This is a genomic window from Vibrio fluvialis (assembly GCF_900460245.1).
Classification (GTDB): Bacteria; Pseudomonadota; Gammaproteobacteria; order Enterobacterales; family Vibrionaceae; genus Vibrio; species Vibrio fluvialis.
Genome location: NZ_UHIP01000001.1, coordinates 455,537 through 471,390 on the forward strand (window position 1 = coordinate 455,537; position 15,854 = coordinate 471,390).

Below are 15,854 nucleotides of genomic sequence, written 5' to 3' on the forward strand. Positions count from 1 at the left end.
AGGCAAAATAGTTAGCCTATCTAACCAAGTGGCAAGATTCATGAGTTTAGGCATTCAACTGGAAAAACTGGAACGTTTCACGGCAAAAGTGTGGCGAAAGTACAGTAAAGAAGACCCAATCGCGCAGCTCAGTTTTAATGAGTATGACTACTTAAAAGTGATTCAGGGAGCGCAGGAAGCGATTCGGCTGACAGATCTTGCCGCGGAACTGGAAGTGACTAAACCTTCTGCTTCTAATATGGTCAAGCGCTTAGAACGAAAAGGCTTAGTTAGAAGGACTCGTTGCAGCGAAGATGCCCGCTCACATCGTTTTGAGCTGACCGAGCTGGCGGAAGAGCACCTTGAATCAGAAGCTAAGGTGTATCAAATTCTGGCCAACCGGGTGTCACAACATCTCAGTGATGAGGAGTCGGCAGTTCTTGGTATGTTATTGAGTAAAGCATTGCGTTAATTTTTTATATTTTTAGTTAGCTAGGCTAATTATATTAATGAGTGGTTGAATATGAATACGTCTATCTATCGTCAGTTTCTGCGTTACGCGATTCCGACCGTTGCAGCCATGTTGGTGAACGGCCTTTATCAGGTCGTGGATGGCATCTTTATCGGCCACTATGTGGGCGCGGAAGGTTTAGCTGGAATCAACGTGGCTTGGCCAGTGATTGGTACGATTCTGGGGATGGGAATGCTGGTCGGGGTGGGCACCGGAGCATTGGCCTCGATTAAACAAGGCGAAAAAGATCTCCACAGTGCCAAACGCATTCTTGCGACGGGGTTGCTGACGCTGGTGATGTTGGCGCCGATCGTTGCTACGATATTGTGGTTCTTCGCTGATGACTTTTTGCGTTGGCAAGGCGCTCAAGGGCGCACGTTTGAATTGGGCATGCAGTATCTGCAAATCCTGATCATCGGTTGTGTCTTCACTCTGGGGTCGATTGCAATGCCATTTTTGCTGCGCAATGACGACAGTCCGAATTTAGCCACATTGCTGATGGTGGTGGGCGCGCTGTGCAATATCGTGCTCGATTACGTGCTGATTGCCTGGTTGCAATGGGAGTTAACCGGAGCGGCGATTGCGACCGCGATTTCGCAGCTGATCGTCACCGGTCTTGGTTTTAGCTACTTCTTCTCAAAGCGTGCCAAACTGCGTCTGACGCGCGCTTGTCTTACCATGGAGTGGCGCTATCTGCCGAAGATCTTTGCCATTGGAGTTTCCAGCTTTTTTATGTATGCCTACGGTTCAACCATGGTGGCGCTGCACAACAGCCTGATCATTCAGTACGGCAATGCCGTCATGGTCGGCGCGTATGCCATTTTGGGGTATATCGTCACCGTGTACTATCTCACCGTGGAAGGTATTGCTAACGGGATGCAGCCGCTGGCGAGCTTTAACCATGGCGCGCGTCAGTACGACAACATTCGCCGCTTGCTGAAAGTCGCCATGAGTATTGCAGTGCTGGGCGGGGTGGTGTTTGTGCTGATGATAAATCTGTTCCCCGAACAGGTTATCGGCATTTTTAACTCAAACGATCCCCGTTTGATGGAAGGCGCGGTGTTTGCGCTCAAACTGCATATGTTCGCCCTGTTTCTGGATGGCTTTTTGGTGGTCAGTGCCGCTTACTATCAGGCAACCAATCATGGCGGCAAGGCGATGTTTGTCACCGTGGGCAACATGATGGTTCAGTTACCGTTTCTGTATATTTTGCCGAAGCTGTACGGCATTACCGGAGTGTGGATTGCGTTTCCGCTGTCGAATATCGCGCTCAGCTGCGTGGTCGGTGTGATGCTGTGGCGTGATGTCTCACGCTTAGGAAAAACGTCTGTACCTGCTTATGCTTAGTGAATTGACGTGCAAAGAAACCAAAAGGCTGAAGTAGAACTTCAGCCTTTTTAGTCAGATATTTTTAATTTCTAAACCCGCCAGTTGATGCCAGTAGCCGTTGCATTGGTGATGCTCAAGCGGTTGGGGCTTCTGGCCCTGTTCATTGGCTTTAAAACGCTCGAGATGGCCGAAGGTTTCCACCCCCAATGGACTGAGCCGCACCACATCCACCAGACTGCTCATCGCAGGCAGATCGTTGATGAGGTTATAGCAGTACCCCGATTGAGTCTGAATACCGTTGAGATTGAATACCGATTGACCTTCCTGACTGTGAACCTGAATGCCGGTGGGATATTTAATACAGCAGGTTTCACACTCATCTTTGGCTCGGTTCTCGGCGCGCGCGGTAAAGCAACGCGCAGAGTAGGCCAGAGGCAGGTAACCGTGACTGAACACTTCGGTTTCAAACTTTCCACGGATGCCCAGCTGTTCACACTGTTCGAGAACGTTCGCCAGCCAGTCGCGAGAGAGTTCCACAGGCATACACCAGCGCGTCATCCCTTGTTTGAGAAACAGTTTCAGCGCATGGGCGTTGTAAGTATTGATCGCTGGGCCGACTACAAACGGAATGCCTTTTTCACTGGCCATTTGAATCGCGGCCATGTCATTGGCTTCCACGGCGAAATCGCCGTTATCAATGTACTTCTTCATCACATTGATTTCGCTTGGTGCTTCGAGCAGAGCCATGGTTGAGAGCACGATCTGCTTACCGGTTGCACTCAGCGCTTTGGCGATCTCCAGCCAGTGTTGCGGTTTCATTTCGCGACGCTTCGAACAGACGGTTTCTCCCAGATAAATGATGTCCGCATCGCTGACACAAGCTTGTTGATAAAATTGCTCAACGTCCTGTTTAGGCCAGAAGTAGAGCAGGGGACCAAGGGCGTATTTCATTGCATTCTCCACTTCGATTATTGCCACTGGCGATGATAGGCGCCCAGTGTGGTCTGCGTGCCTTCCGAAACATTGGCCAGCGCAGCGTTCCACGCGGCTTCTACCTGATAAGCTCCCGGGTTAGCCAGATAGCGGTCGATGGCGGCACGCCAGGTTCGGGTCACTTGTTCGACATAAGCCGGACTGCGCTGACGTCCTTCGATTTTCACTGACGCGACATTTGCAGCAAACAGCTCTGGCAATAGTGAAAGAGTATTGAGACTGGTGGGTTCTTCCAGTGCATGATAGCGCTTTTGTTCGCCATCGAGTTCGGCCACAAAGCGGCCTTTGCACAGCGTAGGGTAGCCCGCATTCTCTCCGGCTGAATATTTGTCGATCAGGATTTCATTCAGGCGCGATTCAAGACCGGACGCGGTTTCCTGCCAGCGCACGTATTTGGCTGGTGAGCACGCACCGACGGTATTCGGTGATTCGCCGGTCATGTACGACGACAGATAGCAGCGACCTTCCGACATAATGCACAGGCTGCCAAAGGCAAACACCTCCAATTCAACATCTTGCGGAATGTTGCGTGATAGCTGTTTGACCTGGTGAATCGACAGTACGCGGGGCAGAACAACACGCTTCACGTTGAAATTCTGCTTGTAGAACTCTACCGCTTTGACGTTGGTGGCTGAGGCCTGCACGGAGAGGTGCAGTTCCATGTCGGGGTAACGCTGGGCAGCGTAATCAAGAATGGCCACATCGGCGACGATCAGGGCATCAACACCCAAATCTGCAGCCTGATCCACCGCGTTTGTCCAGCGTTCAAAACCGTTCGGGTGCGCAAAGGTATTCAGCGCAACGTGGATTTTTTTACCTTGGTCATGCACGTACTGAACCGCTTTATCCAGCTTTTTACCGCTGAAGTTAAGGCCGGCGAAGTGACGCGCGTTGGTGTCATCTTTAAAACCGATGTAGACCGCGTCGGCGCCACAATCAATGGCCGTTTTGAGAGCAGGCAAGTTACCTGCGGGACAGAGAAGTTCCATTGCTCGGGTACTGTTTTCTAAGGAAAAGTGCCCGCATTTTATGAAGAATTATGAATACCGGATTTGATGTAAGGCAGGTTTCACTCAATAAAGGCGAAATTACTCACTTAGAGTGATTTACGGTGGCGTCGATGCTGCGAAAACAGCTCTTCCACTTCGTGCTTTGGTTGAGGCCGATAGAAATGGAAACCCTGAATGGAATGGCAGTTCAGGTTGGAAAGTAGTGTCGCTTGCTGTTGGGTTTCAACCCCTTCTGCCACTACGGTCAGATTGAGTGATTTACCCAAATTGATGATGTTTTCAATCACCGTGACCTGCTTGGGCAGTGTGTCGATGTCGGTGATAAATGCGCGGTCTATTTTCAGCTCATCAATCGGGAATCGGGCCAGATAAGCGAGCGATGAATAGCCTGTACCGAAGTCGTCAATTGACAGCGAGAACCCCAGTTTTTTGATGGCATTGAGCATTTGCAGCGTATGATCACTGTCGCTCATCATTGCGCTCTCAGTCAGCTCAAAGGTGATGCAGTTTGGATCCAAAGCGGTGGTACGCAACAGCTTCTCAAGGTAATCAATCAGTTGTGGGTTGCCAAACTGCTCGGGCGAAATATTGATCGCCACACGGCCTGGCAGAATACCTTGCTGTTTCCAGCGTTTGACGGTCGCAAACACATCGCGCATCACCACGCGGCCAAGATGTTCAATCAAGCCTGCTTTTTCCGCCACCGGAATGAAGGCCCCCGGGCTGATATAGCCTTCAACCGGGTGTTTCCAGCGCACCAGAGCTTCGGCGCCGTTGATACTGAAATCACGCGCGTTCACTTTCGGTTGGTACCACACTTCGAGGCCATTTTGCTGCAGTGCCTTTTGCAGTTCAATTTCCAGCCACAAGCGCATGCGCGCTTCTTTATTCATTTGATCATTGAACTTGATCAGACGGTTACGTCCGCGGTCTTTGGCTTCGTACATCGCGGTGTCGGCGTTTTGCAGCAACACGCGTGCATCATTGCCGTCGCCCGGGTAGCGGACGCTGCCAATAGAACAGGCGAGACGTTTACTGAAGTGGTGCAGATCGAACGGTTGGTTGATGAGCGAAATAATGCGCTCCGCCAGCATTTCCGCCGAACGGTTATGTTCGGGCTCTGGCAGGATCAAACCGAATTCATCGCCGCCGAGGTGGCCCAACACCGCTTGTGGCGGCAGCAGACGTTTAAGGCGTGAAGAGACTTCTTTAATGACTTTGTCGCCGATGTGATGCCCCAGCGAGTCATTGATATTCTTGAAGTTATCAATGTCGAGGTAGAGCATTACCAGCGGAGTATCGTTCTGAATCAGTTGTTCCAGACGTTTGGTAAAGCCCAAACGGTTATACAAACCGGTTAAGGTATCGATATGCATATCCGTTTGGGTCGTCGCGGACAGCTGCTTAGTCGCCTGCGACGCATCCTGAATCAGGATCAGTTGAGAATTGCTGCCCAGAACACGAGTAGTGCCAGCGTTCAGCTGAACTTTACGCTCAAAGCCGCAGCGCGGACCTGTGAGGCAAACCAGAGGGGCTTCAGACAACAGCAGCCCGATTGGCGTAGTAAATACGGCTTTGGTTTTCTCATCAATAAACAGGCGTGACAGCTCTTCACCGAGAAGATCGGACGTGTCATCAAAACCGAGCAAACGAGCGGATGATGGGTTGGCAGAAATGATGCAGTCGTCTTCCACCAACAGTAAGCCATCCGGCAGCAGAGTAGTCAGGGTCGAGAACTTGTTCTCCGACTCTTCCAGCGAGCGGATTAGGATCTGTTTTTCGGAGGTGTCTATGGCGTGAAACACCACATATTCAACTTGATTGTCGTTGAGTATCGGGGACAGCGAAAAGTGCAGGCTGGTCTCTAGATCGAGTTCATGCAGCGTCACTTCCGCTTCGAGAGTTTCTCCGTTAAACGCACGAGAGTAATACGGTTGGAGATGCTGGTAGAAGTGTTCACCCAAAACCTGAGTGTCGTTCATACCAATCAAGTCGTCAGCAGGAAGGCCGGCGATATCGCAATAGCGCTCATTGACCAGAACATACTGATGTTGGTCATTAAGCAGTGCAAAAAAGAACGGACTATTCGACGTAATTTTTGCAAACCAGTGCTGTATATTTTGCGAGGGCATGTGCGAAAGCATCAAGATACTACCAACCGTCCAGAGCGCGTACTATTCATTGAACTTGTTACTCTTACAAGAGATATTAACTATAACTTTGATTCCCGCTACTGAAAAGGTGCATCAGGGTACGGGTTTTTTGATGCATAACAGGAATCGGCGCAAATACATCCATTATGATGAGACACACTTAAATTAAAGGTAACGGATAACGCGCGTGATTAACAAGATTCGTACTCAACTAGTTCAAAATGCCGCATCAATTTTGAGATCTCCAATCCACTTATTGCCCAAATCTGTGCAAAAAAAAGCCTTGCTGGATGGGCTCAAACTCGCCTTTCATGAAGCGCTAGACGATGGAGACTTCGAATTTCTTGAAGATAAATGGCTGAAAGTCGAAATTCGTGACCTGAATTTACGCTGGTTTATCAGTTATGAGAATGACAATCTTATCGTGGCTGATAATGTGAAGCACGAAGATGTGAGTTTTAGTGGCGATCTGAATGACCTGATTCTGATTGCCGGACGCAAAGAAGATCCGGATACCTTATTTTTCCAGCGCCGCCTGTCGATTGAAGGTGACACAGAACTGGGACTGGAAGTGAAAAATTTGATGGACAGTGTGGATTTGGAACAATTACCCAAAGCATTGCAAATTTTACTTCACCAACTCGCCGATTTTGTGCATAAAGGCATGCAAACGCCAAATACACACAATGAGGTAGTGAATGCTTATTCGAACTGAGGCTCCTGCGGACATTCTGGCCGTCGACCGCTTACTGAAAGAGGTCTTTGACACCGAGGCTGAAGCCAATCTGGTCATGGCATTACGCGAAAACGGCCATCGGACTTTGTCATTGGTCGCGTGTGATGATGAGGGCGAAGTGGTTGGACATGCCATGTTTAGCCCGGTGCATCTCAACGGTGAAGATCTTAACTGGCAGGGGCTTGCTCCGCTCGCCGTGAAGGCTGAATACCGTAAGCAGGGCCTGGGTGCAGAATTGGTGTACGAAGGTCTGGCTTCACTGGGTGAACTGGGGTACCCGGCGTGTGTTGTTCTGGGGGATCCGGCCTACTATTCCCGTTTTGGTTTTACGGCTGCCGATGAGCAGGGTTTTCGCTGTCAGTGGGATGTACCAGCTGGTGCGTTCCAGATTGTCGCGTTGTGGGACGATGAACTGAAAGGGCGCAGTGGCGAAATTCAGTACTGCCCAGAGTTTTCCGACTTGGCATAAACGGCGCACCATTTTCCAAAGCAACGATGTGAAGGAGCCTGTGGGCTCCTTTGTTTTTTCGCTTTTTCGCGCTGTGCTTCTTGAGTGGATTCGCGGAAGTTTGTTAGCATGACGCGCATTGAAATTACGAGCAACTCAACATGTCTGATCACCAACAGCAATACTTACACGCCATGGGCATTCAGAGCTGGGAACTGGTACATCCGGAACGTCTGCAGGGCTATCAGCCGACGCTAGCACCACTGGACGAAGGTTGCCGCTTGCTGTTGGTCTGCGCCAGCCACCCAACGGCAGCAGAAGCGATACTGTTTGAGCGTGTGTTGAAGAGTTTCCATTTACCGTTGAGTGCAGCACGACATGTCTACCCGCATCAACTGTCTCAGCTTGAACTGGCTGGCCTGGAGTGGATATGGTTTGCCGGCTGTGACGTGGCTGCTGACACTTCTGCGAATCGTCTGATCTCACCAGCGCTGGCTGAGATTGACGGTCATACCCAACATCGCCGTGATTTATGGCAGCAAATTTGCTCATACGGAGCACAATCTTAATGACGATTCAGTTTATGCCAATGGCACCGCAGCATACCCAAGCGGTGTATCAGATTGAGCAACGTGCCCATACCCATCCTTGGTCAGCAAACATGATTGGTGATTTATCCAGTCGGGGGGCCTGTCATTACGTTATGTTGGTGGATGAGACGCTGGTGGGCTATTTCTACGCGCAGAATATTGTCGGTGAAGTGACACTGCTCAATATCGCCGTTGAACCGCAGCAGCAGGGCAAAGGCTATGGTCGCCAATTGGCCGAGTATTTTCTGGAGATCTGTGAGCAAGCGGGCGCGGAGAGTGCCTGGTTGGAGGTGCGCGAAAGCAATCAACGCGCCTATGCTCTCTATTCGGAGCTTGGATTTAACGATATTGACCGCCGGGTGAACTACTACCCTACGGCCAATGGGCACGAAGATGCGATCATCATGAGCTATCTGTTTCTGTGATCATTTAAGGCCAAACTGGCGGGCTGCTACTGGTTCCAGCAGCTCATGATAGCGGTTGTGAGTGAAACGCTGAGCCATCTCTTTCGCGTTGAGCGGCTTGTCAAACAGATAACCTTGGAACTGCTCGCATCCCAGCGCTTTCAGCGCATTGAGTTCAAAAGTATCTTCTACTCCTTCGGCAATCACTTCCAGCCCCAGTCGGCGGGCAATCATGATGATGGTATCGACAATCGCCTGATCGCTGTCATCAAGATGCAACTGTGTCACGAATGAACGGTCGATCTTCAAGACATCGACCGCCAGATGTTTCAGGTAGCGCAGCGAGGAGTAGCCGGTACCGAAATCATCGATGGAAATGTTGAGCTGAAACTCTTTCAGGCGCGCCATTTTTTCAATCGCACTCTCTACATTTTCCAGCAGCAGGTTTTCGGTGATCTCCAGTTCGATGTGTTCACCAGTGATGCCAGCCTGATGCAATGTCTCGTGGATGTGATCGACAAACGAATCCTGAGCAAATTGCAGCGGACTGATGTTAATCGCCAAGCGTTGAAACTCGTCAGGCAGCACGCCGTCTTTCTTCCACTGCGCGTACTGATAGCACGCCTGTTCAATAATCCAATTGCCGATTTGCAGTATCTGCCCGGTCTCTTCTGCAATCGACATGAACGCGCCCGGAGGCAGTACCCCTTTCTGTGGATGATTCCAGCGAATCAGTGCTTCCACGCCGATGATCTGATGATTGAGGTTCACCTGTGGCTGATAGTAGAGCTCAAACTGATTGCGGCTCAGCGCTTCATGCAAGCCTTTTTCTGTTTCGAGGAATGATTCCACCTGAGCCTGCATTTCCGGCTCATAAAACACGTATTTGTTGCGACCGCAGACTTTGGCCCGGTAGAGCGCGGTATCGGCCTGACGCAGAATATCGATGTTGGTGGTGCCCAGTGACGGGAACATCGAGATGCCGATACTGACGGAGCAGTAGAGCTGGTGATCATCAATCGAATACGGGTTGGAAATCAGCGCCAGCAACTGCTTGGCGACGTTCTCCACCCGGTCATTGGGCAGAGTGGGGATCAAGACCACAAACTCATCACCGCCGATACGCGCGGCAATATAGTCGTGTTTAGCCCACGCTTGCAGACGGGTGGCGATCGCTTTGATCAGCTTGTCGCCAATGGTGTGGCCGAGCGAATCATTGATGGTTTTAAACCGGTCCAGATCGAGGTAAAACAGCACACCACTCTGCTGCGTTTGCTCAGCTTGATCGAGGGATTTACTCAACATCTGTAGCAACAGGCTGCGGTTGGCCAACCCTGTGAGACTGTCGTAATAGGCGAGCTGGTTGAGTTTGGCTTCGGCCAGTTCCCGTTCATGCCACAGGGTTTGAAACGAAGAAGCAAGTTCGCTCAGCTCGCTCTCCTGATTCAGTGGCGGCGGCGAAATGTTGTGTGGCGTATCCGGTAGTGAGCGCACCCAGTTGATCAGTGTGGTAATAGGCAGCGACAACTTACGGTAGAAGAACACCAGCAGAATCGACGTCAGCAAAATGTTGCGCAGCAGATCGAACAACAACACCCGTGTCGTCTTGGCAATGAAATCTTTGGCGATCGAGCTGCCGTCGATGGAAAACGTTAATGTCCCTACCACTACGTTGGAATTGGGTTGATGCAGGTCAGCCTGAAATGTTGGTACATCGGGAGTGAGATAGCGCGACAGTAACTGAATAAACACGCCCTGCGGTTTGACCTCCTGTTCCATGCGCGCCAGATCGTCACCAAAATCATCGACGATCGCCACGCGGTAAATACCGGGGTCGGTCATCAGGCTGGTGGCTACTTGCTCTGCCAGTAAATGATTGAGATGGTACGCGGCTTGGCTGGCATTCGCATAGCTTTGCATCAGGCGAAAATGGTAGTGTTCCTCAATTCGCCCGCGCTCCTGATGCAGGTCGACCAGCGTATGATAGAAGCTGAAGCACAACCCCAATAGTACGGAGACCAGAAAGACGGTCTTGGCTTGGCGAAACGCTAATGAATGTATCTGCTTGAATCTGGTCATAGAGGTTGAGCATTCCCTGTTCTTCCTTATCAGTTATAGTCCATAATTGCAGAGAAATTAATGGCAAAGTAAAAACTCAGCTTTTATTCCATTCGTGTCTTAAAGTTGCTCCCAAGGCCAAGATCAGCGAGAATACCGCGCAAATTTGAACCGAAAGGCTAGGGCGCGGCTTTAGTCCCCGTTTTAGCATCAAGAGAAGATCCGTTTCATGTCTACTACACCTTTTGTGGGCGAAGTATCCAAGCGTCGTACTTTCGCCATCATCTCGCACCCGGATGCGGGTAAAACAACCATCACTGAAAAAGTGTTGCTATTCGGACGCGCGATTCAAACGGCCGGTTCGGTCAAAGGCCGTGGTTCAGCACAGCACGCGAAATCAGACTGGATGGAGATGGAAAAAGAACGGGGCATCTCGGTCACCACCTCTGTGATGCAGTTCCCTTACCGCGATGCGCTGGTTAACCTGCTTGATACCCCGGGACACGAAGACTTCTCCGAAGATACTTACCGCACCCTGACGGCGGTAGACTCGTGTCTGATGGTGATCGACGCGGCAAAAGGTGTTGAGGATCGTACCCGCAAACTGATGGAAGTCACCCGTCTGCGTGATACGCCGATCGTGACGTTCATGAACAAACTCGACCGTGAAATCCGCGATCCGATGGAATTGCTCGATGAAGTGGAAAACGAGTTAAGCATCGCGTGTGCGCCTGTGAGCTGGCCGATTGGTTGTGGTAAAGAGTTCAAAGGCGTATATCACATTCATCGTGATGAAACCGTGCTGTATGCGACCGGCCAAGGCCACACCATTCAGGAAGAGCGCATTATCAAAGGCTTGGATAACCCAGAGCTTGATGCTCAAGTGGGTGAAGATCTGGCGATGCAACTGCGTGAAGAGCTGGAACTGGTGCTGGGTGCCTCACACGAGTTTGACCGCGAACTGTTCCTGAAAGGTGAACTGACGCCGGTATTCTTTGGTACGGCATTGGGTAACTTCGGTGTTGATCACATGCTGGACGGCCTGACAGAGTGGGCTCCGGCGCCACTGCCACGTGAAGCAAACGAGCGTAAAGTCGAAGCGACCGAAGAAAAATTCAGTGGTTTCGTGTTTAAGATTCAGGCCAACATGGACCCGAAACACCGCGACCGTATCGCGTTCATGCGTATCGTATCCGGCACTTACAAGCAGGGTATGAAGATGAACCATGTACGTCTGGGCAAACAGGTGAGCATTTCTGATGCAGTCACCTTCATGGCAGGCGACCGTTCACGCGCAGAAGAAGCGTTTGCGGGCGATATCATCGGCCTGCACAACCACGGTACGATTCAGATTGGTGACACCTTTACCCAGGGGGAATCACTGAAGTTCTCGGGCATTCCTAACTTTGCACCAGAGCTGTTCCGTCGTATTCGCCTTAAAGACCCATTGAAGCAGAAACAGCTGCTGAAAGGTCTGGTTCAGTTGTCGGAAGAAGGTGCGGTGCAGGTGTTCCGTCCGCTGCAAAACAACGATCTGATCGTAGGCGCGGTGGGTGTGCTGCAGTTTGATGTGGTCGTGGCGCGTCTGAAATCAGAATACAACGTGGAAGCGATCTACGAAGGCGTGAACGTAGCGACGGCTCGCTGGGTAGAATGCAGCGATGTGAAGAAATTCGAAGAGTTCAAACGTAAGAACCAGAGTAACCTGGCGCTGGACGGTGGTGATAACCTGGCGTACATCGCGCCAACCATGGTGAACCTCAACTTGGCTCAGGAACGTTCTCCGGAAGTGACATTCCGCGCGACCCGCGAACACTAAGAGTGTTGACCGCGTCAGCCTGTAGGGGGGCGCGGTATTCGACGGTTATAAAAAAGCCGATGCTGTGCATCGGCTTTTTTCGATCTTAAGAGTCAGAATTATTTTTTCTTCTTCTTTGCGCTGCTTTTTTTGCTGACAGGCTTTTTCGTGGCCGTCTTTTTCTTGCTGTCGTCTTTTTTCTTTTTCTTAAACACGGGTTTTTTGTGTTTAGGACGCATGCCATCGACATAGCGCTCTTTGATGTCTTCTTTCAGGTAGCGCGCTACACGGTCCATCATTGGTTGGTCGTGGGCTTCTACCAGAGATATCGCGATGCCTTTCTTGCCCGCACGAGCAGTACGACCGATACGGTGCAGGTACACATCCGCGCTGCGTGGCAGATCGAAGTTGATCACGTGGCTCACATCCGGTACGTCGATACCACGTGCAGCAACGTCGGTCGCCAGCAGAATGTTAACGCTGCCGTCACGGAAGCGGCTGATGGCGTTGTTACGACGATCCTGTGGCATTTCACCCTGAATCCACGAACAGGCAATTTGCGCGCTTTCCAGCACCGCACGGACTTCCGCCAGACGCTCACGTGTTTTGAAGAAGACGATCGCACGCTCTGATTGCTGCGTCAGAATCGCTTTCAGCAGATCCAGTTTGTGGTTCATGTCGTCGGCACGGTGATACCACTGAGAAATCTTTTTGCGCTCACGACGTGGCGGCTCAGCGTTGACTTCGGCTGGCTCTTTGAGCAGATCCGCGGTGAAACCTTCGACGCCACGACCTTCCAATGTTGCTGAGAACAGCAGCGTCTGTTTACGCCAGCGACACTCTGCTGACAGACGATCGACCACCGGGCCAAAACCCATGTCCAGCATGCGGTCCGCTTCGTCCAGGATCAGCCATTCAATCGCACGGCAGTCAAAACGTTCCGCTTCGATGTATTCCAGCAGACGACCCGGCGTTGCGACCACGATATCTTGCGTGGTTGCCAGAATGTCAGCGTGTTCCTGATACTGCACACCACCGGTGATGGTGAAAATGTTCAGCTTGGTGTACTTCGCCAGTTCACGTGCCTGCTCTGCAATCTGCATCGCCAGCTCACGAGTCGGAGTCAGCACCAGAATACGGGCCGGGCCCGCTTTCTTGCGTGGGAAATCCTGCAGGAATTGCAGCGCTGGGATCACGAACGCGGCGGTTTTACCGGTACCGGTCGGAGCGGATGCCAATACATCTCTGCCGTCCAGGGCTTGGGGAATCGCTTCGGCTTGAACTTGAGTCGGGCGTTCGAAGCCCATTTCCTCGATAGCTTCAAGAAGATTTGGGTCCAGTTCTAGGTCAGCAAAGGTTTTGATCACTGTTATTTACTCCGCGAGCGCTGGGCTGATCAGTCTAAATTAAAGGGCGCACATTATAGATGGATCATCGACCAGATCACATCTTTAATTTCTACATCTTCAGATAAAAAGCTCGAGTTAAGGTGATAAAGTCGGCACTGTAGTCTGCGCCATCCTGAATAATGAGCGTGCTGAGTTGCGTTTGGCATGGCTCTCTTTGTAGCTCAAACAATAAGCGGTGTACAGGTTTGCGCGCTGAAGGTTGCACGTCGCAGCGCCGTGCCAGATGCCAGCCTTGTTGTGTGGCCAGCGTAATCAATTGTTCGCCCTCCACGATGGGCAGAATCAGGCTGGCTTTGCCTTCTGGCGCAAGCAGACGCGCCATCGCACCGAGCAAATCGCTGTGGTTTAACGTATCAGTGTGGCGCGCGGTTGCCCGCTGCGCATGCTGAGATTGAAGGCCGTCATTAAAATACGGTGGGTTACAGATGATGGCATCAAACGCGGCATTGCTCTGAGTGGCGAGAATGTCTTGGTGAGAAACATGAATGCGTGCCGACCACGGTGACTGTTGCGCATTGCAACTGGCGGCCGCAAACGCATGCGGGTCGATATCGACGGCTTCAATTTGCGCGTTTGGAAAACGCTGGGCACACATCAGAGCAAGCAATCCGGTCCCCGTGCCGATGTCGAGAATACGTTGTGGCGGCTTTGAAAATGCCCACGCACCGAGCATGACACCGTCAGTACTGACCGGCATACCACTTTGCCCACCCTCAATGGCAAATTGCTTAAATTTGAAGCCTTTAGTCTTTAACGTGCTACTTTTCATGAAAATATCGATTTCATCCAATCATTAAGTAATTATGTCTGTTGTTATTTTATTGTGTGGTTTTTTGTGCTGACTGTTGTGGTTTTGTAGGTGCTAATGATCGAAATATCGTTCTGTCTATTTTTTAACAATCGGTGGATTTCACTGCTTTTTGGCGAAGATTATAAATTAATGTAGTGTTTTTGGCTTTGCTATTGCGAAAAGCCAATGGTTTCGTCATTATTCGCCCCCTAATTTAAGGTTGGGAGCTTAAGATTCCCCGCCTAATGCATACACAACATTCATGACATTTTAATAAGGGTTATCTGTGAAGCAGACGTTAAAACTAACAGATATTGCCGCTTTAGGCTTTATGCTTTTCGCGTTCTTTTTGGGCGCAGGGAACATCATTTTTCCTCCTTTGGCCGGCCAGATGGCGGGCGAAAACCTGATGCCAGCGATGGGCGGTTTCCTGCTCACGGCCGTGGGCCTTCCTCTGGTTTCGATCATCGCGGTGGCGATTGCTGGTGGTAGCTGGCAACACCTGACGAAAGATCTTCCGGCTAAAGTAGCCACTCTGATTGCGGTGCTGATTTTTATCATTATCGGTCCAGCTTTTGCGGCTCCGCGTACAGGTCTGGTGGCATATGAAATGGCGGTCAGCCCGCTGTTTGCTGAAACTTCGCAAATGCATCTGACTGCGTTCTCAGTACTGTTTTTTGTTGTCGCGATGTTTTTTTCCTGGTCACAAGGTCGTCTGATCGATCTGATCGGTAAACTGTTGACGCCAGCGTTGTTCATCGGCCTGATCGTTCTGGCGGTGGGCGTGTTTATGGATCCGCAAGGCGAGTGGATGCCAGCGTCTGGTCCATACGCGACTCAACCGTTCACCAAAGGTTTCCTGGAAGGCTACAACACCATGGATACTCTGGCGGCACTGATGTTCGGTATGCTGATTGTTGACGCGCTGCGCAGCAAAGGTATCACTGAAGCGCGTGCCACGACCAAGTATCTCATCAGCTCAGCGTTCATTGCTGCATTTGGTTTGGCATCGGTTTACGTGTCTCTGTTCTATCTCGGCGCAACCAGCTCGGCGATTGCAGGCGGTGCAGACAACGGCGGCTTCATTCTGAGCCAATACGTGCAGGCGCTGTTTGGCCCATACGGCCAGGTGGTTCTGTCGACTATCGTTCTGCTGGCGTGTCTGACTACCGCAATTGGCCTGATCTCGGCGTGTTCAGATTACTTCAGTTCGCTGACTAAAGTGCCTTACCGCGCCTGGGTTGTCATCAACGGTGTGGCGTGTGCAATTGTGGCTAACGTAGGTCTGGCACAACTGATCGCACTGTCTATTCCGGTTCTGGTTGCCCTTTACCCAGTGGCGATTGCTCTGGTTCTGCTGGCGTTCGTGCGTCATAAACTGCCAAACCCGAAAGCGGCATTTCGCGTCGTCACGCTGGTGGCGTTCCTGTTCGCACTGATCGATGCGGCGAAAGTCGTCGGCATTGATGTTTCAGCATTTGAAGTTCTGCCACTGTTTGATGTTGGCATGGGCTGGGTGCTGCCAACCTTCGCGGCACTGGTGTGTATGTTTTTCGTTGCCGGTTCTGTGCGCGAAGAGCTGCAACAGAAAACAGCCTAATTGTTAGATTGAAAGCAAAGGCGGATGCGGTGTCATCCGCCTTTTT

14 protein-coding genes are annotated in these 15,854 nt (G+C 51.1%); 8 read left to right on the top strand and 6 right to left on the bottom strand.

Features of this window, described 5'->3' with window-relative positions:
- The first annotated feature begins 40 nt into the window (after positions 1 to 40).
- Both DYA43_RS02125 and DYA43_RS02130 read left to right on the top strand, forming a co-directional pair.
- A complete protein-coding gene (locus DYA43_RS02125; protein WP_020332054.1) occupies positions 41 to 451 on the top strand; it encodes a MarR family winged helix-turn-helix transcriptional regulator in 411 nt (136 codons plus the stop codon).
- 51 nt (positions 452 to 502) lie between these two features.
- Positions 503 to 1,837, top strand: a complete 1,335-nt coding sequence (locus DYA43_RS02130; RefSeq protein WP_024374246.1) for an MATE family efflux transporter — start codon at positions 503 to 505, stop codon at positions 1,835 to 1,837.
- A gap of 54 nt (positions 1,838 to 1,891) precedes the next feature.
- Here the strand turns inward: DYA43_RS02130 and DYA43_RS02135 are convergent, their stop codons facing one another.
- The 3 genes from DYA43_RS02135 to DYA43_RS02145 form a co-directional block, all read right to left on the bottom strand.
- Positions 1,892 to 2,770 (bottom strand): U32 family peptidase, encoded by an 879-nt coding sequence (locus tag DYA43_RS02135; RefSeq protein ID WP_061056172.1) that lies wholly within the window; start codon positions 2,768 to 2,770, stop codon positions 1,892 to 1,894.
- Between the two features lie 17 nt (positions 2,771 to 2,787).
- Positions 2,788 to 3,801: a ubiquinone anaerobic biosynthesis protein UbiU gene (gene ubiU, locus DYA43_RS02140; RefSeq protein WP_024374248.1), complete on the bottom strand. Its 1,014-nt coding sequence runs from the start codon at positions 3,799 to 3,801 to the stop codon at positions 2,788 to 2,790.
- Positions 3,802 to 3,908: 107 nt separating this feature from the next.
- Positions 3,909 to 5,954 (bottom strand): putative bifunctional diguanylate cyclase/phosphodiesterase, encoded by a 2,046-nt coding sequence (locus DYA43_RS02145; protein ID WP_024374249.1) that lies wholly within the window; start codon positions 5,952 to 5,954, stop codon positions 3,909 to 3,911.
- A 208-nt stretch (positions 5,955 to 6,162) separates the two neighbouring features.
- Between DYA43_RS02145 and ubiT the strand changes: the two genes are divergently transcribed.
- From ubiT to rimI, 4 genes are all read left to right on the top strand, one after another.
- Positions 6,163 to 6,690 (top strand): ubiquinone anaerobic biosynthesis accessory factor UbiT, encoded by a 528-nt coding sequence (ubiT, locus tag DYA43_RS02150; RefSeq protein WP_024374250.1) that lies wholly within the window; start codon positions 6,163 to 6,165, stop codon positions 6,688 to 6,690.
- Entirely contained in the window at positions 6,674 to 7,180 is a 507-nt protein-coding gene (locus DYA43_RS02155; RefSeq protein ID WP_061056173.1) for a GNAT family N-acetyltransferase, read from the top strand. The genes ubiT and DYA43_RS02155 overlap by 17 nt, the downstream gene beginning before the upstream one ends.
- Positions 7,181 to 7,320: 140 nt before the next feature.
- Entirely contained in the window at positions 7,321 to 7,728 is a 408-nt protein-coding gene (locus DYA43_RS02160) for a DNA polymerase III subunit psi (protein WP_055452132.1), read from the top strand.
- Positions 7,728 to 8,174 (top strand): ribosomal protein S18-alanine N-acetyltransferase, encoded by a 447-nt coding sequence (rimI, locus tag DYA43_RS02165; protein ID WP_061056174.1) that lies wholly within the window; start codon positions 7,728 to 7,730, stop codon positions 8,172 to 8,174. Before DYA43_RS02160 ends, rimI begins: the two co-directional genes overlap by 1 nt.
- On the opposite strand, the gene DYA43_RS02170 is transcribed toward rimI, so the two are convergent.
- Complete coding sequence (locus DYA43_RS02170; protein WP_061056175.1) at positions 8,175 to 10,232, bottom strand: putative bifunctional diguanylate cyclase/phosphodiesterase; 2,058 nt, start codon at positions 10,230 to 10,232, stop codon at positions 8,175 to 8,177.
- Positions 10,233 to 10,440: 208 nt separating this feature from the next.
- Between DYA43_RS02170 and prfC the strand changes: the two genes are divergently transcribed.
- The gene (gene prfC / locus DYA43_RS02175) at positions 10,441 to 12,030 is read left to right on the top strand and encodes a peptide chain release factor 3 (RefSeq protein ID WP_020332065.1); all 1,590 of its coding nucleotides are present in this window, start codon (positions 10,441 to 10,443) and stop codon (positions 12,028 to 12,030) included.
- A 98-nt stretch (positions 12,031 to 12,128) separates the two neighbouring features.
- On the opposite strand, the gene srmB is transcribed toward prfC, so the two are convergent.
- Positions 12,129 to 13,376, bottom strand: a complete 1,248-nt coding sequence (srmB, locus tag DYA43_RS02180; RefSeq protein WP_020332066.1) for an ATP-dependent RNA helicase SrmB — start codon at positions 13,374 to 13,376, stop codon at positions 12,129 to 12,131.
- Between the two features lie 91 nt (positions 13,377 to 13,467).
- Positions 13,468 to 14,187, bottom strand: coding sequence for a tRNA1(Val) (adenine(37)-N6)-methyltransferase (locus tag DYA43_RS02185; protein ID WP_061056176.1), 720 nt, complete (start codon positions 14,185 to 14,187; stop codon positions 13,468 to 13,470).
- A gap of 307 nt (positions 14,188 to 14,494) precedes the next feature.
- On the opposite strand from DYA43_RS02185, the gene brnQ reads away from it, so the two are divergent.
- On the top strand, positions 14,495 to 15,808 hold the full coding sequence (brnQ, locus tag DYA43_RS02190; RefSeq protein ID WP_061056177.1) for a branched-chain amino acid transport system II carrier protein: 1,314 nt from the start codon (positions 14,495 to 14,497) through the stop codon (positions 15,806 to 15,808).
- The last annotated feature ends 46 nt before the right edge of the window (positions 15,809 to 15,854 follow it).